General features: G+C 44.9%; 22 protein-coding genes. 4 read left to right on the forward strand and 18 right to left on the reverse strand.

Going from position 1 to position 20,743, the window contains the following annotated elements; translation table 11 throughout:
- Positions 1 to 157: 157 nt before the first annotated feature.
- Positions 158 to 622, reverse strand: coding sequence for an SsrA-binding protein SmpB (gene smpB, locus CHRO_RS07590; RefSeq protein ID WP_015153615.1), 465 nt, complete (start codon positions 620 to 622; stop codon positions 158 to 160).
- Positions 623 to 1,119: 497 nt separating this feature from the next.
- On the opposite strand from smpB, the gene CHRO_RS07595 reads away from it, so the two are divergent.
- The gene (locus CHRO_RS07595) at positions 1,120 to 1,776 is read left to right on the forward strand and encodes a response regulator transcription factor (protein WP_015153616.1); all 657 of its coding nucleotides are present in this window, start codon (positions 1,120 to 1,122) and stop codon (positions 1,774 to 1,776) included.
- A gap of 63 nt (positions 1,777 to 1,839) precedes the next feature.
- Here CHRO_RS07595 and CHRO_RS07600 read toward each other — a convergent pair whose 3' ends face one another.
- From CHRO_RS07600 to CHRO_RS07640, 9 genes are all read right to left on the reverse strand, one after another.
- The gene (locus tag CHRO_RS07600) at positions 1,840 to 2,364 is read right to left on the reverse strand and encodes a low molecular weight protein-tyrosine-phosphatase (RefSeq protein ID WP_015153617.1); all 525 of its coding nucleotides are present in this window, start codon (positions 2,362 to 2,364) and stop codon (positions 1,840 to 1,842) included.
- Between the two features lie 64 nt (positions 2,365 to 2,428).
- Positions 2,429 to 2,779: a YbaB/EbfC family nucleoid-associated protein gene (locus CHRO_RS07605; protein ID WP_015153618.1), complete on the reverse strand. Its 351-nt coding sequence runs from the start codon at positions 2,777 to 2,779 to the stop codon at positions 2,429 to 2,431.
- A 282-nt stretch (positions 2,780 to 3,061) separates the two neighbouring features.
- Positions 3,062 to 4,018, reverse strand: coding sequence for a UDP-N-acetylmuramate dehydrogenase (murB, locus tag CHRO_RS07610; RefSeq protein WP_015153620.1), 957 nt, complete (start codon positions 4,016 to 4,018; stop codon positions 3,062 to 3,064).
- Between the two features lie 119 nt (positions 4,019 to 4,137).
- Complete coding sequence (murC, locus tag CHRO_RS07615) at positions 4,138 to 5,634, reverse strand: UDP-N-acetylmuramate--L-alanine ligase (RefSeq protein WP_015153621.1); 1,497 nt, start codon at positions 5,632 to 5,634, stop codon at positions 4,138 to 4,140.
- Positions 5,635 to 6,047: 413 nt separating this feature from the next.
- On the reverse strand, positions 6,048 to 6,773 hold the full coding sequence (gene folE / locus CHRO_RS07620) for a GTP cyclohydrolase I FolE (RefSeq protein WP_015153622.1): 726 nt from the start codon (positions 6,771 to 6,773) through the stop codon (positions 6,048 to 6,050).
- 212 nt (positions 6,774 to 6,985) lie between these two features.
- Complete coding sequence (locus CHRO_RS07625) at positions 6,986 to 7,711, reverse strand: SDR family oxidoreductase (RefSeq protein WP_015153623.1); 726 nt, start codon at positions 7,709 to 7,711, stop codon at positions 6,986 to 6,988.
- A 394-nt stretch (positions 7,712 to 8,105) separates the two neighbouring features.
- The gene (locus CHRO_RS07630; protein WP_015153624.1) at positions 8,106 to 9,086 is read right to left on the reverse strand and encodes an acetyl-CoA carboxylase carboxyltransferase subunit alpha; all 981 of its coding nucleotides are present in this window, start codon (positions 9,084 to 9,086) and stop codon (positions 8,106 to 8,108) included.
- A gap of 179 nt (positions 9,087 to 9,265) precedes the next feature.
- Positions 9,266 to 10,303 (reverse strand): long-chain acyl-[acyl-carrier-protein] reductase, encoded by a 1,038-nt coding sequence (locus CHRO_RS07635; protein ID WP_015153625.1) that lies wholly within the window; start codon positions 10,301 to 10,303, stop codon positions 9,266 to 9,268.
- 209 nt (positions 10,304 to 10,512) lie between these two features.
- Complete coding sequence (locus CHRO_RS07640; protein WP_015153626.1) at positions 10,513 to 11,208, reverse strand: aldehyde oxygenase (deformylating); 696 nt, start codon at positions 11,206 to 11,208, stop codon at positions 10,513 to 10,515.
- A gap of 196 nt (positions 11,209 to 11,404) precedes the next feature.
- Between CHRO_RS07640 and CHRO_RS07645 the strand changes: the two genes are divergently transcribed.
- Entirely contained in the window at positions 11,405 to 12,244 is an 840-nt protein-coding gene (locus CHRO_RS07645; RefSeq protein WP_051033191.1) for a carbohydrate ABC transporter permease, read from the forward strand.
- Positions 12,245 to 12,335: 91 nt separating this feature from the next.
- Here the strand turns inward: CHRO_RS07645 and CHRO_RS07650 are convergent, their stop codons facing one another.
- Complete coding sequence (locus CHRO_RS07650; RefSeq protein ID WP_015153629.1) at positions 12,336 to 13,367, reverse strand: hypothetical protein; 1,032 nt, start codon at positions 13,365 to 13,367, stop codon at positions 12,336 to 12,338.
- Positions 13,368 to 13,465: 98 nt separating this feature from the next.
- Positions 13,466 to 13,675, reverse strand: coding sequence for a hypothetical protein (locus CHRO_RS07655; RefSeq protein ID WP_015153630.1), 210 nt, complete (start codon positions 13,673 to 13,675; stop codon positions 13,466 to 13,468).
- A gap of 490 nt (positions 13,676 to 14,165) precedes the next feature.
- Here CHRO_RS07655 and mgtE point away from each other — a divergent pair, with 490 nt between their 5' ends.
- Positions 14,166 to 15,566: a magnesium transporter gene (gene mgtE / locus CHRO_RS07660; protein WP_015153631.1), complete on the forward strand. Its 1,401-nt coding sequence runs from the start codon at positions 14,166 to 14,168 to the stop codon at positions 15,564 to 15,566.
- A 23-nt stretch (positions 15,567 to 15,589) separates the two neighbouring features.
- On the opposite strand, the gene CHRO_RS07665 is transcribed toward mgtE, so the two are convergent.
- The 5 genes from CHRO_RS07665 to CHRO_RS07685 form a co-directional block, all read right to left on the reverse strand.
- Positions 15,590 to 15,847 (reverse strand): hypothetical protein, encoded by a 258-nt coding sequence (locus CHRO_RS07665; RefSeq protein ID WP_015153632.1) that lies wholly within the window; start codon positions 15,845 to 15,847, stop codon positions 15,590 to 15,592.
- 135 nt (positions 15,848 to 15,982) lie between these two features.
- Entirely contained in the window at positions 15,983 to 17,155 is a 1,173-nt protein-coding gene (locus tag CHRO_RS07670; RefSeq protein ID WP_015153633.1) for a M20 family metallopeptidase, read from the reverse strand.
- Between the two features lie 194 nt (positions 17,156 to 17,349).
- A complete protein-coding gene (locus tag CHRO_RS07675; protein WP_015153634.1) occupies positions 17,350 to 17,796 on the reverse strand; it encodes a DUF732 domain-containing protein in 447 nt (148 codons plus the stop codon).
- 645 nt (positions 17,797 to 18,441) lie between these two features.
- Positions 18,442 to 18,861 carry a 30S ribosome-binding factor RbfA gene (rbfA, locus tag CHRO_RS07680; protein ID WP_015153635.1) on the reverse strand — a complete coding sequence of 140 codons (420 nt, stop codon included), beginning with the start codon at positions 18,859 to 18,861 and terminating at the stop codon, positions 18,442 to 18,444.
- Between the two features lie 191 nt (positions 18,862 to 19,052).
- A complete protein-coding gene (locus tag CHRO_RS07685) occupies positions 19,053 to 19,259 on the reverse strand; it encodes a DUF751 family protein (RefSeq protein ID WP_015153636.1) in 207 nt (68 codons plus the stop codon).
- A gap of 229 nt (positions 19,260 to 19,488) precedes the next feature.
- On the opposite strand from CHRO_RS07685, the gene CHRO_RS07690 reads away from it, so the two are divergent.
- Entirely contained in the window at positions 19,489 to 20,346 is an 858-nt protein-coding gene (locus CHRO_RS07690; RefSeq protein ID WP_015153637.1) for a DNA adenine methylase, read from the forward strand.
- On the opposite strand, the gene CHRO_RS07695 is transcribed toward CHRO_RS07690, so the two are convergent.
- A complete protein-coding gene (locus CHRO_RS07695) occupies positions 20,343 to 20,729 on the reverse strand; it encodes a VOC family protein (protein WP_015153638.1) in 387 nt (128 codons plus the stop codon). The two genes, CHRO_RS07690 and CHRO_RS07695, sit on opposite strands and share 4 nt — an antisense overlap.
- Positions 20,730 to 20,743: the final 14 nt, after the last annotated feature.

Raw genomic sequence — 20,743 nt, forward strand, 5'->3', positions numbered from 1 at the left:
AATTGTTATGCTGCCTACTAATCTATTCAGTAGCAATCTAAACTAAATCGCTCTTAAGCCAGAAAACTCATTTGTTGGTAGATCTAGCTAAAGAAATAGAAAAAACACTTTTCTTAACCAAATTTAACTTTTTGCTTGTAGTTAAATTAACTTCTAATTAGTAGTTTTTCATCGCCCTTTGTATCTCTCTTTGGTCTTGACGGCGCTTTAAATCTTCCCGCTTGTCATGGAGTTTTTTCCCTTTAGCCAGTCCAATACTAATTTTGACTAAGCCGCGTTTGAGATACAGTTTTAGCGGCACTAATGTCAAACCCTGTTGTTCTACCTTACCAATCAGCTTGCGAATTTCCTGCCGATGCAGTAGTAGTTTACGAGTGCGGCGAGGGTCGTGATTAAAATATTGACTGCTGTTAGTATAGGGTGAGATATGAACGTTAATTAGCCATGCCTCTCCGTTACGAATAAGAGCATAGCCATCTTGCAGGTTGACTTTACCTGCACGGATTGACTTGACTTCTGTACCCATGAGTTGCAGTCCTGCCTCATAGGTTTCGAGGATATCGTACAAAAAGCGGGCTTTGCGATTGTCGCTCAATACCTTATAACCGTCGTTGTCGCTCATTGAAGTTTTCTTGCAGTATTCTCGTGCTGCTCTAAAGTACTAAAGTAAGGGGAAAATAAATTATCGACTATTTGCTAAAAGATTTACATCTACCTTGCTAAAAGTTAAGGTATGCTGGCTATTGCGAACTTATCACGTTTCTCGCTATCTTGCCATGCTAAATCGCTACTCTCGAAATTAGAAATACATCTCATTTTCTGAGGTAAAGACACAGAAGACAGAATTATTCCCACGGATGAACTGTTAGAGTTCAGTGAAGATGCCTTGTTTAAACTCTCTCCATAGATTATCTTAGGGACTTTAACCCGTCAAACAAACTTCTAACATCCCTGACTCCTATCTCCTACTGTAGCGATCGCGATGACAATTTTCTATCAAGAGTTGAAATTACTTGCATGGATATGTTTCGGTAGGATAAATAAATCCTCGGTTAATACTGTCAAAGTACAGCCAGAAACCGCACCATCTTTACTCAGTGTAGTAACTCCATATTATTCATGCCTCTGACTATTCTTGTTGTTGATGACGATCCTGGGACTCGTCTGGCTATCAGTGATTATCTTGAGATGGCTGGTTACTCAGTCATTACGGCTGCTGATGGGCAACAAGGCTTGGATATGGTCGAGACTTATCGCCCTCATTTGATGGTGACAGATATTGTAATGCCGCGCATGAATGGCTATCAATTGGTACGGAGTGTCAGACAACACCCTTCATTTCGACTGCTGCCAGTCATTTTTTTAACAGAACGTAACAAAACTGAAGAGCGAATTCAAGGCTATCAGTCGGGAGCAGATCTTTACCTACCTAAACCGTTTGAGTTACAAGAACTAGGAGCGGCAATCCGCAATTTGTTGGAGCGATCGCAAATGATCCAATCAGAGTATCGCCTATCCCAGGAAGAAGGTTTGCGTCCCCAGACAACCGCAACGGCGATCGTCGAAAAACTTGATTTTCCCTTCCACCTCACCCAACGCGAGCAGGAGGTGTTAGTCATGCTCACTCACGGTCTTTCCAACGCTCAAATTGGCAGCCAGCTCCACCTCAGTCCCCGCACGGTAGAAAAATACGTTAGCAATCTCCTGCGCAAAACAGAAACCAACAACCGAGCCGAACTCGTCGGTTATGCCATGAAGCATCGGTTGGTTGAATAATGCGTGGCGCGTGGCGCGTGGTGCGTGGTGCGTGGTCACTGATAACTGATAACTGATAGCTGTTCACTGTTCGCTGTCTACAATTTCCTGTTTGACGCGATCGAGCAGTCCGTTACAGGCATCAAGTAGGAGGTCAATTACCTGGTTGAAACCCTCTGCACCACCGTAGTAGGGGTCAGGCACTTCTTTTATGGTATGCGCGGTACAAAAGTCACACATCAAATGCACTTTATCGCGGTATTTACCACTGAAATCTAGCGCCAGAATATCGTAGTAATTTTCTCGATCCATTGCCAAAATTAGATCGAATTCCACCAAATCTGATTTTTGCAACTGGCGCGCTCGACCGCATAGCTGAATTCCCAGCCGATTAGCTGCTGCAAATGTCATGCGACGGTCTGGCGGACTGCCAACATGATAGCCACCCGTACCAGCAGAATCGCAAACAACGCGATCGCTTAACTGATGGCGATCGATCAGATGGTTCATAATATTTTCTGCCGCTGGAGAACGGCAGATATTTCCCAGGCAGACAAAAAGTAACTTATACATACAAATAATTTTTGACAATTGCTTTTTGTCTGTCATTTGTCATTTGCCATCAGCCATTAGTTGTATACAAATGACGAATGACGAATGACGAATGACGAATTTACATTCCTGGCAATTCCAAACCACTAGTTAACTCTTCCATCCGCTCTCGCATGGTAGCAGTAGATTTGTTGTACGCATCTTTCATCGCTGCCAGCACTAAATCGGAAAGGACATCTGCGCCTTCTTGCAGTGCTTCTGGAGCCACTTCTACCCGTCGAGGTTCTTGGTTACCGCTGAGAGACACTTTGACCATACCTCCACCAGCTTCGCCCTGGATCTCCATCATCTCCAATTCTTCTTGAAGCTTTTTCGCACCTTCTTGCACCTGCTGCGCTTTTTTGAAGGCATCTGCGAGTTCCTTCATTTTGCCCAGACCGAAGCCAAATCCTTTTCCTTGTCCTTGTGTCATATGCTAGTTGAGTCGATTTAATCGAAGTTCCATTAAATTATAGATGCGCCGAGAATCGATAAAGGGCAAAGGTGAAGTTGTGATACGTAATTTGTAATTAGGGAGTCGGGAGCGGCACTTTGTAGAGACGTTACATGTAACGTCTCTACAAAGTATCGATAACTGATATAGCCTTTTTCAATTCGATGAAATACAAGATCTGTAGGGGCGCACAGCTGTGCGCCCCTACGAATGTATCGCATCATAACGAGAATCGCTATAACTGATAGCTGGTCACTAATATTAAAATTCTCCAATTGTTTTCACTTCTGGCTCTAGCAGTAGTGACCAACGTTCTTCTACATGATGCTGGACGTAACGAATTAGCTGCCAAATATCGTTAGCTTTCGCACCACCACAGTTGAGAATGAAGTTAGCATGGCGCTGTGCGACCTGAGCTGCACCAATTTGATAGCCCTTCAAGCCTGACTGTTCGATCAACCAGCCAGCGGTGTAGGGTAGGGGGTTACGGAACACGCTACCACAGCTAGGTAGATGATAGGGTTGAGTACGCCGCCTTTGCTCTAGGTGTTCGGTGGTGGCTGCTAGCACTTGTTGCGGATCTGCGCCTGGTTGCAGTTGGAAGATAGCTTGAGTGACGAGGCGCTGGCTGCCTTGCAAAATTGAGGTGCGATAGCTGTAACTTAGTTGGTCTGGAGTAAGGGTTTCTAGCTGCCCAGAGGGAGACAAAACTTGAGCGCTGACTAAAATATCGGCAATGCAGCTTTTGTGCGCTCCTGCATTCATGACCACAGCACCGCCGACACTACCAGGAATTCCAACAGCCCACTCCAGCCCTTGCCAGCCTAATTCTGCCACTTGCCAAGCTACGCGAGGTAAAGGTTCTCCAGCAGCCACGGTCAATTGACCGGTTCCCAGATCGAAGCGGCTGTAGCGCAAATGACGAGTGCCAATGACCAAACCAGTAAGACCGCGATCGCTAACTAATAAATTAGAACCTGCTCCAATTAGTGTCACGGCTAATCCTTCTGAGCGCGACCACTCCAAACTAGCTTGCAATTCTGCTAGATTTTGAGGTGCTACATACCATTGGGCTGGTCCTCCAACCCGAAAGGATGTGAGACTAGCTAGTGGGACTTGAGATTTAATCGCGCATTTTGTTCCAGGCAAGTATATTATCTGGCGATCGCCAGCAGTTTCTGAAATCGGAATTGGATTGGGGTGTTGGGAGGAGTTCATAGTGAGTGATGCGTGGTGTGTGGTTTGTGGTGCGTAGCTAGTGGCGATTGAGAGCTGGATTCTTTTCTAGTCACCAGCCACTAGTCACGCTTTCACCGATAACTGATAACTGATAACTGTCAGCCTTTAGCCTTGATTCTTTCAATTGCATTGGGAATAATTTGATTCAAGTTCCCTGCACCTAAAAATAAAGCTGTGTCTCCAGAACGCAAATTATCTACCAAAAACTCCTCGACAGCAGCAAGTGTAGGTAAATACGTGACTTGAGGATGATGGTTTGCAACCAGTGCTGCTAGTCTCTCGCCGTCAATCTGCCCTGAATTGGACTCGCCTGCGCTATAGATATCCGTGAGAACGACGGCATCGGCATGACTAAAAGATTTAGCAAAGTCTGACAAAAAAGTCAGAGTACGGCTGTAGCGGTGAGGCTGAAAGATCGCCACGACTCTAGTTTGGGGTTTAGCTTGCAACTTCGCAGCCGCCAGGGTTGCCTGGAGTTCGCTGGGGTGGTGCGCGTAGTCGTCGATGAATTGGATGTCATTAACAACACCACGCAGTTCAAATCTACGCCTAGCGCCTTCAAAGGTGGTTAGACTGTCGGCGATCGCCGCAAATTCTACTCCCAGCAGCCGACCGACAGCGATCGCGGCTAAGGCATTACTGAGATTATGTTGTCCTAGCAATGGCAAACGCAACTGCCCTAACTCTTTGCCTCGCTCCCATACCGTGGCGATCGTCCCATCAGCACCGTAAATCACGTTGGATACCGTGTAGTCTGCCGCCATCTCTGGATTGAGGCTGTAGCTAATTGTCGGTTGCAGGCGATCGCGGACTGTTTGGCAATCTATACAACCTACGACATGCTGGCACTGTTGCGCAAAAGTTTGAAAAGTCTTGACTACCTGCTCTAGAGACTTGTAGTGGTCGGGATGGTCGAGTTCGATGTTAGTAACTACGCCAATTTGACAAGCCAATTTGACTAAAGAACCATCCGATTCATCTGCTTCTGCTACTAAATACTGACTGTTACCGAGCCTCGCGTTACCCTCCCATGCTTTTACCTCTCCACCAACGATGATGGTAGGGTCGAGACCAGCTTTGAGTAGCATATACCCGATCGCGCTGCTGGTGGTTGTTTTACCGTGAGTCCCAGCTACGGCAATGCTATAACGCTCTTGAATCAGTGCTGCCAACAAATCGGAACGATGAAAGATCGGACAACCCAAATCTAGCGCTGCTTGATACTCTAAATTACCTGCATGAATTGCCGTCGAACAGATGACTTGTGGTAAGTCGGCAATTTTGCTGTTGGCGATCGCTGGACTAGCTCGTCTTGATGACTTGAGAAATACAGGCGCACTATTACCGCTCACTGCTAAGGCTTGGGGGCTGGCATCGGTCTGAGAGCGAAAAAACTCCAGATTGGATGCATCTTGGCGACTAAAAATATGCGCTCCTAAAGCTGCTAATTTCTCGGTGATATGACTCTCTCGGATATCGGAGCCAGAAACAGGTAAACGACGCTTGGCTAAGATATAAGCAAGAGCAGACATTCCGATACCACCAATACCGACGAAATGGAATGGTTTACCGCTTAAATCGACATAATTAGTCATTTTTACTCCTCACACCTCACCCCAAAGTCCAGTATACAAATGTCACGCGATATCATATCAGGAAATAAATTTTACGGATGGCTCGACTGTTTAAGTTTTTTATATCTGACATCAATTCGCTCTGTCCTCCCCAGGCGATGTTTATTTACAGGAATTTACGTACTTAGCTAATAGAGTTTAATTTTTATTTTGAGAAAGTATTTTATTTGGCAGAGATTTTAGTTTTTTTTCTGAAAAAAAGCACCCAAATGCTGAATGTCATTGGGTGCAGTATAACTAAGTACTGATTAAAACTGACTAAAGCGCGATCGCAAATTATCAGACCATGTGGTGACGAAAAGAATACACTCTTTACGACTTCTGATTCACTAGTACGGGCGCACAGCCGTGCACCCCTACGACTCCCCAATCAATTAGAAGAAAGCTGGTTGATGGCGAATCAAGTTGAAAAACTCTTCGCGGGTTTTTTGCTCGTCCTGGAATACTCCAAGCATGGCACTCGTAACAGTCCAAGAACCAGGTTTTTGCACCCCACGCATTACCATACACATATGGGTTGCTTCCATAACCACTGCTACGCCTTGAGGGTCTAAAATTTCCTGTACTGCTTCAGCAATTTGGCGCGTCAGTCGTTCTTGTACTTGCAAGCGGCGGGAGTACATCTCGACAATTCGAGCTAGCTTGCTCAGACCCACCACTTTTTGATTGGGAATATAGGCTACGTGCGCTCTACCCATAAAAGGCAGCATATGATGCTCGCACAAGCTGAAAAAGTTGATATCGCGCACGAGTACCATCTCGTTATGACCTTCATCAAAAATGGCTCCGTTGACGAGTTCTTCTAAAGATTGACTGTAGCCACTGGTGAGAAACCGCATGGCTTCCGCAACACGCTTAGGAGTTTTCAACAAACCTTCTCGCTCTGGATCTTCGCCTACACCGATCAAGAGGGCGCGTACAGCCTCCATCATCGACTCGTGGGCTTCTGCTTCGGTAGGAGTCTGTAAGTTTGGTTTTTGACCGTTGTGGGTGTTGCGGTCTGGTCGGGATTGAATCGCCTCCACCAGATCGGAATTCAAAGGCGATGATTGAAAGCGATTGGTAGAACCATTAGAACCGTTAGAAGCAGCAATAGTCATGGTGTATGTCTCAGATAAAGTTTAACAATGGTTATTGGTCATTAGTCATTGGTCATTAGCCATGAGTTAGCAGGAAGTGGAAAGTTAACCAGTGACAACGGGTAGACTGTCCAACTTTGAGAATCTAAAACCACAAGCTATATTTCTAATTGCTTGTGGATATCGTAGACGCTTCGATAGCATTCACTTACAAATGACAAATAACAAATGACTTATAGAGCGCCACCACCGGGCATGAGAGTTAATTCGGCGATCGCGGCTGGTGTTGGTAATAAGGCTGTATGTACGATTGACTGAGCGACAATTTCTGGTGTCAGCATGGCATTACGGTCAAAGTTATGCTGAACTGTTTCGCTGTCCCAAAGTTCTGTATTCACAGCACCAGGACAGATGGTGGTGACGCGAATACCGCGAGCGCTTTCCTCTGCTGCTAGGGTCTTGGATAGGGCAATCAAACCAGCTTTGCTGACGGAATAAGCTCCCCAGTTGGGGAAGGGAGTTTGTCCGGCGATGGAAGCAACGTTAATAATTGTACCGGAGCCGCGCTGGTGCATTGTGGGTAAAACTGCCAAGATGCACCCAAACACGCTAGTTAGGTTTAAATCTATCACTTTTTGCCAGTCAGGCAGAGGCGTAGCACTCAAAGCCCCCGTGTAGCCCATACCCGCACTATTGACCAAAATATCTATAGCTCCACAATCGGCTGCGATCGCAGCCATCTTCTCTGGCACGACATGAACTTGGGCAAGATCCAGGGCGTAAGTTTTTGCTTCTACGCCTGTCTGCCTTGCTGCACTTGCAACTGCCTCTAACTTATCTAGCGAACGACCAACTAGAGCTAAGTTTACTCCCGTCTTTGCAAAGGCGAGGGCTGTTGCTTTACCAATCCCACTACTAGCACCCGTAATTAGGGCGCGTTTTCCCGTTGTCAATGTCATAAACTCCAACTTAATCGCACCACAAATTGCATGGCTGTTGTACTCATGTCAATCTCTTACCCCTGATAGATGCAACTACCTCTAGATTCAACTTATACTTTACCTGCAAGAATTGTTGTCTCGAACGTTCGGGCAGATGATTAATTCTTTATTCATGTTGGCTATAGCCATTCAATCGCGGATTTATTATGTAAATCTCTAGTAGAGTTGAATAGAACATAGAGATTACCAATCGATTGGCGATCGCCAGCCGTTACGGTAGACATTGCTGCTACCTATTGTCCACTTTGCTTTGTTTTGCCTAGCATGAGACAAAAATGAGAGGTTGTAAAAAATCTTTACACCCCTCGTTGATTATATCACCATCTTTTCCGTCTTCATCTTCTGACAAAACTTAGGAGTCAAATTCGGTAAAAACACCAATTTGACGGAATTTTTGATACCGCAGTTGACGGCGCTGTTGGCTGGTAAGTTGAGTTAATTCTTCTAAATGTTGTAGCAAAGCTTGCTTGAGAGCGATCGCGGCTTTGAGAGGGTCGGAGTGAGCGCCGCCGATTGGCTCTGGTAAGATTTGGTCAACAATACCTAAATTTTGTAAATCGATTGCTGTCATTTTTAATGCCATAGCAGCTTGAGCGGCTTTACTTGCATCTCGCCAAACAATTGCAGCACAAGCCTCGGGGGTGATGACAGTATAAACTGCGTGTTCAAACATGAGCAGGCGTTCGCCGACACCAATACCCAAAGCACCACCAGAAAAAGCTTCACCAATTGCGGTACAAATAATCGGTACGTCGAGGCTAAACATTTCGCGTAAATTATAGGCGATCGCTTCCCCAATTCCTTGTTCTTCAGCTGCGACTGTAGGTAAAGCCCCTGGAGTATCAATAAAAGTTAAAATTGGCATTCCAAAGCGGTTGGCGTGTTCCATCAACCGCATAGCTTTGCGATAGCCACCAGGGGAAGCCATCCCAAAATTACGGGCAATATTATCTTTTGTATCGCGTCCTTTCTGATTGCCTAAGATGACGACTGGTCGCCCTGCAAGGCGCGCAACGCCACCAACTATAGCAGAATCATCGCTTCCACGGCGATCGCCGTGTAACTCCATCCATTCGTCGCTAATAGCTTGAATGTAATCCAAGGTGCTGGGACGACGGGGATGCCTTGCTAATTGTAATTTTTGCGACGGCGATAAACTATTAAAAATCTCCTGGCGCAATTGGCGGGCGCGAGCTTCTAGTCGGCGAATCTCTTCCGACACGTCAACGCCATTTTCTGTTGCTAGCTCTCGAATTTGGTCGATGCGCGACTCCAAATCAACTAGTGGCTTTTCAAAATCTAACAGTAGAGTTTTGCGTTCGGTTGTTGCCATCTCGGAAGTGAGTAGTGAGTAGCGAGGGGTGGGGTAGTGAGTAGCGAGGGGTGGGGAGTGGTGAGTCAGTTGTCAGTTATCAGTTATCGGTGACCAGTTAGTTTTGACTTCTGACTTCTGTTTTCTGACTCCTCAGTTTTGACTTTTGACTTTTAACTTTTGACTTACTCTTCAATCCCTTAAACTGGTGAATTCTCAAACAGTAGAGGGCGAAAGCCGTGTTTGCGAGACATTTGACCAATTTGATCCATCTTTGCCACAGTAATTTGGTTGCGTCCCCAAGAAAAGTTAGTGTAGACCTTTTCAAATTCCAGTAGCATTGATTCAGCAAAGCAGGCAAACAACTGACGAGCTGGTACATCCATGAAGTTAACAATCTTCATAATTTTCCAGTCGATATCCAAAGAGTGTTCGACAATGCCACCGTTGAGAATATAAACCCCTGGATGTTGAATTTTTGTTGCCAGATTTTTAGGATAACCACCATCAATCATCAAACAGGGGTGTTTTAACATTTGGGCATCGATTTCAATTCCCTTGGGCATACTTGCCACCCAGACGACGATATCTGCTTGCGGTAGGGCAGTTTCCAAGTCTAAGATTTTACCTCGTCCTAACTCTGCCTGTAATGCTTGTAGGCGCTCTTGATTGCGGGCAATTAGTAATAAATCTGCTACGTCGGTACGAGCATTTAACCAGCGACAAACTGCACTACCGATGTCACCGCTAGCACCGCAAACGGCAACAGTAGCTCGATTGAGGTCAATACCCAACTGCTTTGCTGCTTGCTCCACCTGCTGACAGATAATGTACGCAGTATGAGTGTTCCCCGTCGTGAACTGCTCGAATTTCAGTTGTACGTTACGGACTTGTTTGATCTGCTGCAAGTTAAAGTTTTCAAAAATAATCGAAGAAAAGCCGCCCAAAGCTGTAATGTCAATCCCATGCTTTTGAGCGTGCGCCATTGCGTTGATGATTTTTCGCGTTGCAGCTTTAATCCGTCGCGTAGCAAGCATTTCTGGCAGAAAGCAAGATTCGACATACTTGCCCTCGATTTGCTGTCCAGTAACGCTAGTAACTTTGATATCATCGACTATCTGTGGTGGTGCGCTGCACCAGAAATCAAGTCCTTGATCGGCATATTCGGGGTAGCCTAATTCTTGTGCTACCGATTGTGCGTGTTCCAGACTGTTTAAGTGACCGATTAGACCAAACATGTATTACGGATGTCAAACTGGTAGCTCTGACAAAGCAGAGCGGGTGGATGAGAATTTTTGTATCTTTAATCTTAAAAATACTACATAAAGTCAGTTACCAGTTATCAGTTACCAGTTACCAGTTATTAGTTATCAGTTACCCAGATTTCTTTGTTACGGTCACTGGTCGCTGTTCGCTGGTCACTGGTTACTGGTTACTGGTCACTGTTTCAAGCGGCTTGTAGTCCGTAGGCGGATAGACGCATGATGTCACGGGTGGAGAAGCCAATATTGGCAAGGGTTTCACCGTATTGGATCATGAAGTCTTCCACCAAAGCATCTTTTTCCATGCCTAAAACCCGAGCATCATCCTCGACTTTATTCAGCATTTGCCAGACAATCGGGAGATTTTGGCGATTGGCTGCTTCTAGTTCGGCTTTGGACTGTTCAAAGTTGTCTTTCAGCCAAACTTCGCCGAAATTGAGGTGAGTATACTCGTCTTTGACAACGCCCTCGGTAATTTTACGGGCGAAGTCATCGGCACAGGGAATGTAGATGTTGTAAGCCGCGATCGCAAAACACTCAATAATCAGCGATTGGATTAACAAGCACGTCACGACTTGTCCTGCTGATGCTGCTTGTTGAAAGTTTTGATGCAGCCCAGAAAAGAACTCGCGAGCAAATTGCATATCCGGTGTAACTTGGAGATTGCGCCCGCAGGCTTCAAACCCTTTTTTGTGGCGGTTCTCCATTTTAGATAGGCGAATCAGCTCATCCTTGAGGTTCGGTAGCATTTGAGCCAAACGAATATAGTTTTCGTAGGCTTCTTGTTCCCCTTCGATCACGATCGCGTTAATGCGACTGTATGCGTCCTTATAGGTTTCGCTGTGGAAATCGATTTCGGAGGTGGCAGCAACTTGCTGCATAGTCGTTCACTCCTATTGGCGTAAATCAGCTTTGTCGATTGCGGTTGACTCTTTAGCTCTATGCATCAGCGTCAACAATAATTAAAATTAAACCTAACAAATCCCAAGGGGATCTGTTATCTATTGCAGCAAAATAGAGTCCATTTGGGAGAATATCACCTCTAGGTATAAAAGCATAGAGGAAAGCGAACAATTCATGCTTCAGAAAGATGTGAATGCCAAACATAAGAATCTCTCTATACCATCTCTTAGTTTTATAGTGCTGATACTGGGAGCGGTAATTGTCTTGCTCCCATTGGGAGTTGTCTTCCTCACATCCTTTGCACCGCCTGGCTCAACACCCGATTTGTTAACGCGATCGGGATGGACTTTGGTAAACTACCAACAAGCATGGCAGCGAGCAAATTTCTTGCTAGCATTTGCTAATTCCACGCTGGTAGCTTTAGCCGTGACTGGAATTCAAATCGTGACTTCAGCTTTAGCGGGTTATGCCTTAGCAAGATTGAAATTCCGAGGACGACAAGCATTACTGCTGGTTGTTTTGGCAACTTTGGTCATTCCATTTCAGTTATTAGTTATTCCTATCTTTCTCGTCCTCAAATGGGGACATTTAATTAATACCTATGGAGCTTTAATTCTACCTACAGCTGTAAATGGTTTTGGCATTTTCTTACTCAGGCAGTATTTTCAAACTATTCCCATAGAGTTAGAAGAAGCAGCAGCGATCGATGGGGCGAACCGCCTGCAAATCTTATGGCGGGTAATGTTGCCTTTATCTCGTCCGGCTTTGGTAACATTATTTTTGTTTACATTTATCGGTGAGTGGAACGATTTATTTAAACCGCTTGTCTTCACAACGCGCCCAGAATTGCGGACGGTTCAATTAGCACTAGCTGAGTTTCAAGAACAATTTACTAATAACTGGTCTTTACTGATGGCAGCAGTCGCGATCGCTACCTTGCCAGTCATATTAATATTTCTGATCGGACAGAAACAATTTATTCAGGGAATCGCTTCGACAGGAATCAAAAATTAAGGACAAGGGAGACAAGGAGGACAAGGAAGCAGGGGAGCAATTCACGCATTCAAAATTTCCCGACTCCCGACTCCCGACTCCCGACTCCCGCTTATTCTTCGCTAATTTGCAAGCGGATCGTGCGTTCGTTATCTCCACCTAAACTGACTTCCATCACTTCACCACCGAGGGGTTCGAGACAACTCAAAAGCGATCGCAAGTGGGGAGTACTCGCCCCCGTATCTACATACAGGCGATCGGCTAAACTACCAATCCGCTTCCAAGTACCGTAAAGTTTAGCTATGGTTTGTTCTAACTGCGATGCCTGATTTACCAAGTCAGCCGCGACGTTAATACAGCCTACTCGAATTGCTTCCTGAATCGCCCGTTCTAAGTCTACATCGTCATTGTTTAGGGCTTGGACGGTCGTAGCAGCATTAATATATTTGGACAGGTACTTTGCTTCCGTTGTCACTTCTTTAATTGTGTCTACGTCAGGATTTGCTGCAATTTCCCGCTGTAACTCTTTTTGGTGAGACTCTGGTAATTTTTCCATTTCTTTCACCAGAGGCGCAAGATAGCGGGGCGGAAGCGCGTTTTCTGAAGCTTTCACTTTAACGGGTTCGGGCAGGAGTTCGGACGACATCGCCATCCACTCATCTGATAGCTGACGCACTTCACGACGGGTAATGCGATCGCCTCGTTTCGCTGCATCGGTGACTAATTGTTGAATTTCTGGTTCCGCTTTTGCAGTTTCGATAAACGCTCGTTTACTAAAGCATCTTACGGCATTGGGGTCTAAATGCCCTTGTTCTACTAGCGTATCGGCGCTGTTAGCTAACTCGATTAAGGAGTATGCTTGACTTTTACTAATTTCCCGCGCCTTCAACCAGTTGAGAAAACCACTCCCACGGGCATCTCCTTGTTTTTTCTCGCGATCGCGCACTGCCCTTAAAATTCTGCCCCGCCAGATTTCTGTCTGTAGATCGAAGCGATCGCAAACTAGCCATGCATTATCTAGCTGCTGCTGAAAATCATGTTCCGAAATTTCTTCGTCTTCAGGATCGGGCAGTTCAAAATTGAGATCGATTGACTCTGCTAGGACAGCAGCTAGGTCGTCAGTAGAAGCGGAGGATTGCAACATGAGAAGGCGAACGATCTGGTCACAGACCGTTTATTATTGCACGACCAGCCGAGCATGAATAGCTCGTACTTTTCCCCTTTCCTGCCATCTGCGTCGCGCTAACTGTTGAAAGGCAAATCGGGGCGACGAAACCAGTTTCGATCTACCCACTCAGCTTTAAACTTGCCTCTCGTCAACTTTTCTACCAAATTCGGAGTGTGGGGACCTGGCAAAATATTAACCCCCATTCTACTTTTTGCCTTATAAGCAGGTATAATCGAAAACATTATTAATATAGTAGCGATCGCTACTTGTTGTTTCTTGAGCATATAGGTTGGCAATATTTATGACTTTATTAAGTTAAGTATACAGTAAAGACAGTTTTTCAAGTATAAATAAAAACAATTTAATAAATGTTCTACTTAGATATCAGGCAATATCTATAAGAGAAAACACCTACTAGAGACGATGAAGCCTCACATAGAGTTCCTTCAATTGGACTCTATCCAATTCCAGAAAACGATCTATGTTGCCTATCCTCAGAAGATATTTGGAACTCGATAGTTAAGTTGTTGAGGCACGATCGCCGACCTTGTTTTAAAACGAACTCTACCAACTAGGCGATGTGCCTGGAGCCAGGATTAGAGAGAATCGAAACCAGGAATTTAGAAAATTGCGATCGCAGCTACTTAACCTACATTAGTAAGCGATCGCTCTAAAACATCGAGCCGAAAAATAGTATGCTTCGATCTGGTAGTTGCCAGCGTCACCTAGACTAAAGGCAGCACGTTCACTTGACTGTCATAGGAGGATAGGCTATTGACCGATCGTAACAACCCATCCTCGACCCTGCAAAACTTCTCGCGTAAAGAATTACGCAACCTCGTACGCACTCAACTGCTAGCCCTACTAGAACAGGGAGACTTACAGGGAGCTAAAGCCATTTTGGTTCCGGTACAGCCTGCTGATATTGCCGAAGCCATTGAAGGCTTACCCGAACCAATGCAAGTACTTGCCTTTCGCTTGCTTTCTAAAGGCGAGGCGATCGAAGTTTACGAATATCTCGACCATAGCGTACAAGAAGCACTCGTTCAAGAATTCAAGCGCCAAGACGTGATCGATATTGTGGATAAAATGTCGCCAGACGATCGCGCCCGCTTATTCGACGAACTACCCGCTAAAATTGTCAATCGCTTGCTAGAACAACTCAGCCCTTCCGAACGGCAAGCCACCGCCTTACTATTAGGCTACGAAACGGGAACAGCAGGGCGGATCATGACCCCAGAGTTAATCTCTCTGAAAGAGGGAATGACCGTCACGCAAGCCTTGGAACGCATTCGCTATTTAGCTAAAAATACAGAAACTATTTACTACCTTTACGTCACCGATGCAGCGAGAAGGCTGACGGGAACCTTATCTTTACGCGATTTAGTCACTGCCGATCCGCAAGAAACGATTGGCGAAATTATGACCCGCGATGCTATCTGCGTGCATACAGATACCGATCAAGAAGAAGTAGCTCGATTAATTCAGCGTTACGATTTTCTCGCTGTCCCAGTCGTCGATCGCGAACAGCGACTTGTTGGCATCGTTACTGTAGATGACGTAATTGATATTATTCAACAGGAAACTACCGAGGATATCTACGCTTTAGGTGGAGGCGTGCAATCTGGGGGCGATGGTTATTTTCAGAGTAATTTATTCTCCGTTGCCCGCAAGCGAGTTGTTTGGTTATTCGTCTTACTCATTACAAATACCGTTACAGGCACAATTATTAAAGCTGAAGAAGAGATTTTACAAAAAGTTGTCACCCTAGCGGCGTTTATTCCCTTACTCACTGGTACTGGTGGTAACGTAGGGGCGCAGTCTTCAACTGTCGTCATTCGCGGGATGAATACCGATGAAATTAGGGCGTTAGGACCAGCACAAGTCATCATTAGAGAGGCACTAGCTGGATTGTTACTCGGTTCCATGTTGGGGACGATCGCCACGATTTGGGCTTTTTTCTTACAAGGAAACTTATCGGTAGCGATCGCCGTAGGAGCCAGTCTTGTAGCAATTTCTGTTTTGGCTTCTGTTTCCGGTTCTGCACTACCATTTTTATTTCGCTTACTAGGCTTAGATCCGGCTTTGATGTCAGCGCCGTTTATTACAACCGCAGTTGACGTACTGGGAGTTTTAATTTATTTCAATTTGGCAAGAGTCATTTTACGGGTCTAAAATTCCCAGTTTCTAATCCCCGCTCACAGTTCCGAAGCACTATCGGGTGCAACAATTTCCCCTTTACCCATTTGAAGGATCATCTCATCATCGGTAATGAGTTCGCTCAGTTCCTTCACTTGTAAATTCATACTCTCGCAGGCTCGCTTGAGCGCTTGTGAAAAACCATTTAAATCTTCACCAAAACCGCACTGACGGGCAGCAGTTTCAATTCCCTGCTTAGCGTTTGCTCTCGCACAGTCAACTAATTCAGTACCTTGCAGTGGTGTAGGTGATGCCATATTTTAATTACTACTGTCTCGGTATTTTTTGTTAGAGTAGCAAATCTGTGGATATGGCTGCATCTTTCCTAAGTCAGTTGTTAGGGAGCAGGGAGCGGGGAGCAGGGAGAGAAGATGAATTTCTGACTTCTACTTCTATTGCCAATACTTCACCGCAGCGTAGGCAAGGGTGACGACACCAGTAACGATCGCGGCTTCGTTAACTTCAAATTGAGGATGGTGCAGGGGATAGTTGGTGCGATCTTCGTATCCTACCCCTAAGCGAAACATAGCACCAGGAGCGTGTTCGAGATAGCGTGAAAAGTCTTCTGCACCAAGGGAAGGTTCGGTTAAAACTAAAACGCGATCGCTTCCCCAAGCCTCTTCTGCGGCTGTTTGTAAAATTTGGGATAGACCAATATTATTTTGCACCCCTGGTACTCCTGGGCGATAGCTCATTTCGTATTGCGCTCCGTAGGAGTGGCAAATATTAGCGACGATTTTTTCGATCCACCCAGGTAGATTAGTCCGGGTTTCGGGATGGAGCGATCGCACGCTGCCAAGTAATTTTACTTGGTCGGCAATGACGTTTGGCGCTCTACCACCTGTAATCTGTCCAATGCTTAGTACCACTGGACGCAACGGGTTTTGCGTGCGGCTGATGGCTTGTTGCAGGGTGGTAATGACTTGCGCGGCGATCCAAATAGCATCGATCGCTTCGTGGGGTCGCGCCCCATGCCCCGATTCACCGATAATAGTAATTTCTAACTCGTCTGCTGCTGCTGTTAGCGCCCCATAGCGGATACCTACCTTTCCGGCGGGAATGGAAGGGAAGACGTGTACGGATAGAATTGCCGAGACATTTTCCATCACCCCGTCAGCAATCATCCAGCTGGCTCCTTGAGCAGTTTCCTCTGCTGGCTGGAACAACAGCCGCACGTTACCTGGTAACTGGGATGCTAGTTCGGAAAGAACCATAGCAGTTCCAAGTCCTACGGTGGTGTGGACATCGTGTCCACAGGCGTGCATCACACCTGTCGCTCTGGAAGTAAATTCTAATCCCGTGCGTTCGTTAATGGGTAGTGCATCCATGTCGGTACGAATTGCCAATAAGCGGCGATCGCTACCATGTCCCTGTACTTCTCCTACTACACCAGTTTTACCAACCGCCTCTCTGACATGAACTCCACTAGACGAAAGGACACCAGCAACATAAGCAGATGTGTGATACTCTTGACCGCTTAATTCTGGGTGACTGTGGAGATGGCGGCGAATTTCAATTAAACGCGGCGCTAACTTTAGGGCTATGTCTTTTATTTGGGTAAGCATTGACTATTTATATATATAATCAACTTTCCCCCATCATAAATAAGATAAGACGAGCAGTTCGTGACTACTTGAGCAGATATATACGGATTCGACAGTCAAATTGTGTCTGAGAGGAAATATTATGTGACGATCTGGTGACATGCCTTGACGCATTGCGATCGCACTTTGATTTATCGATCGATAGATGAATAGGTTTACTGCACGCCTGGGCAGTAGTACTGTGTAGCTAGTTTATTGACGATTTCCGAATTAACCTCATCTGCTTTTGCTTCATGATCTTCCGATTGAGCTTCTTGAATTTCCTCTAGGGAAATTCCGGCTTCTAAGTCGTTACAGACACCTTTTGCGGCTGCGATATTAGTTTCTGGAGATTGCTGAATATTAGCGATCAAATTATCGCGCACGTCAGCGTGAGTCATGGCTTGCTGTTTGTAAGCTTCGATAAATGCTTTGTCTAGAGCTGCGATTGTCGATTTTGTAGCTTTTTCAGCACATAGGGATTGAGATAAGTCCAGCACGTCCCCCGCACCAGTGGTAACGAAGCAGAGGTAGTCTGGTTCGGAGGCAAAAGCTTGGAATTGGAAACCAGAAACTAGAACAATAGCAGCAGCAGCGATAGTTGCATTGAAGCGGAAGTTCATAACGTCACCGAGGTAGATTTCTATATTTGTTATGCCCAACCTTAGTGACGATCTAACAGAATTATAAAAAAAATCTTAATTTTTTTCATGCTTTTCTTAAGATTTACCCAAACCCTTGCTCAGACTAGGTTTCTCAAACTGAAGATTTTCTAAAAAGATCCTTAAGAAAATTTCGAGCTTGCTAAATCTGGATTCCAGCAACAGGAAGCAAGTTCGACTATCTTTTCTGCCTTGAGATAGAAAAATATCAAATACCGAGAATGTACGGTATCGTATCTCATTTCAGATTTGATTTAGTTTTAAAGTAGGTTTTAACATAGCGGATCGATCCGTAAAGCTACTGGACTTTAGCGGCGATCGCTAAATCTACATAAACTTTATATAGAGAGCCTAAATGATTTGTGAATCTGGGATATTGCTGGTTGACGGTTGACGGTTAACGGTTAACTGTCAACTGTTAACCGTCAACCACCACAACGATCGGTTCATGACTCAAATAGAATCGCTATATGTACATCAACTTAAAACCCGAGCTATATCGGCATAGAATAGCGCAATATAGCAAGTTATGCCTCATTTTCTAGATCGAGAAGCACAGGTAGGGACACACAGCTATATGCCCCTCACATGTTCTGTATCATTAGGTTACGCTTCATCCTCGGCGGAGATTTCAATTTCATCTTCCTTGTAGTCTGGCTCTAGATTGGCGGGGCGATCTTGATTGAGCCGATTAATCAGCGACAGCACTCTCGTCCCTCTTTCAATCGAACGATCTTCGTGAAATACAACTTCTGGAGTGCGGCGGAGACGGATTCTTTGCCCTAACTCTCGGCGAACGTACCCTGTGGCTGACTTTAAGCCTGCCATAGTTTGCTCTCTAGCATCGTCTGAACCGTATATTGATACGTAGATCTTGGCGTGTTGTAGATCGCCGGATACGTCTACATCGGTAACGCTAACCATACCTACACCGACTCGATCGTCTTTGATGCCATTTAATAGCATCTGACTTACCTCGCGTTTGATTAATTCAGCAACGCGATCCACACGGCGACTTGTAGCCATAACAATAACCCTTCCTCATACTTGAATCAAATCAGTAGAGCCAACTGCAATGGTTCTACCCAACTTTTCTAGTCTATTAGCTATTGCAAGAAGGCAGCAGGCAGAAGACAGAAGGTTATAATACTGATTCCATTGACTTTACAAGCTGGCGATCGGCTGTACGGTTGTTTTCGCCATATTTCATGATTTTATTAAGATGGGCTTAAGCCTAGCATGGCGCGGAGGGTAAACAGAACGAACAAAGATAATCCAACGAACATACCAACGATCGCGATCGCGGTTGTGGGACGCTTGAATAGGGGAGTCAATGGAGATATGGCGTTTAAGAAAATCCCCAAGACGATTGTGACAAAGTAGCGGGGGTAGCGAGAGACGTTTTCCCAGAAGCCATCAAACATTTGATTTGTAAGCCTTGTCTAGCTGTTAAATTTTTTTCATGTGAATTACGTTTATTCTATAGCAATTTGTTATTGGTCATTCGTGAGTGGCTGGTGGCTGGTAGCTAGTGGCTTGACTCAATTCTTGTCACCAGCCACGCTTTCACTAGCCACTGATAACTTTGTACAGAGATTACATGTAACGTCTCTAGACTGATAACTGATAACTGTTCACTACTCAATTCTTTGAATGCTACGTCAGTCACTCCAGTTAAGCCTTCCGCGTCCGTTTTTAAAATGGGCGGGTGGTAAAAGCCAGTTGATTTCTCAATATATTCCTTACTTTCCTCAAAAATTTGCTACGTACTACGAGCCATTTTTGGGAGGAGGGGCAGTCTTTTTTTACTTGTATGGAGTGACTAGAAACGATAAACCGACACAAAAGTTTCCAGCAGTACTGACAGATATTAATCCTGAATTGGTCAATGTGTATTGTTGCGTGCGCGATCGCGTTGAGGAATTAATCGAGTTGTTGGCACGGCATCAAGAACAGCACGATCGCGATTATTATTATCGGGTGCGATCGCAGTTCACAGGAACGCCTGTGGAAATGGCAGCGCGATTAATTTATCTGAATAAAACTTGTTTTAACGGTTTATACCGTGAAAACTCTAAAGGAGAGTTTAATGTCCCAATGGGAAAATACAAAAATCCTACTATTTGTAATGCAGAGTTATTGCGTTTAGTTTCAGTCTCTCTTCAATCTGTAGTCATAGAGGTTAGACCTTTTGATGCTATTTTAGATTTTGCTAAAACGCCAGAGGATTTTGTTTATTTCGATCCACCCTACCATCCCTTGAGCGATACTAGTAACTTTACAGGTTATAGTCGTTACTCTTTTAACGAAAAAGATCAGATTAGATTGAGAGATACATTTGCAGAATTAGCTCGGCGTGGGGTTAAGGTCATGTTATCTAATTCCGATTGTTCATTGGTTCGAGAGTTATATAAAGATTTTCACATTCATGAAATTTTAGCAACCAGAGCAATTAATTCTAAAGCCCAAAAGAGGGGTAAGATTACTGAAATATTAATAACTGCGCATTAAAAATAACTATTTTGATTTGAGTAGAGCGAACCTTGCATACCAAAGAGATTGTTAAAAGGATCGCGCATCTGACAAATTGCTCGATTATCTTCAATTACTAAAGGTCCCCGGTAAAGCGTAGCTCCATGCTGGTTTGCTTTATCAAGTGCTTTTGCAAAGTCATTGACACGCCAGTAAGCAACCTGACCTGCACTACCAGGAGACATCTTTGCATCAGCAGGATGAAAAAACATTTCTACTCTACCAACCTGAATTATAGCTGCTTTTATTTCTCCATCTGAATTGAAATACTTGACTGGAAGATTTAAAAGTTTACTGTACCAATTTGCTGCTTCAACAACATCAAATACGAAAAAGAAGACAGATTGAACTCCATCAAACATCTATTTTGTCTCAT

It is taken from the genome of Chroococcidiopsis thermalis PCC 7203 (assembly GCF_000317125.1).
Lineage (GTDB): Bacteria > Cyanobacteriota > Cyanobacteriia > Cyanobacteriales > Chroococcidiopsidaceae > Chroococcidiopsis > Chroococcidiopsis thermalis.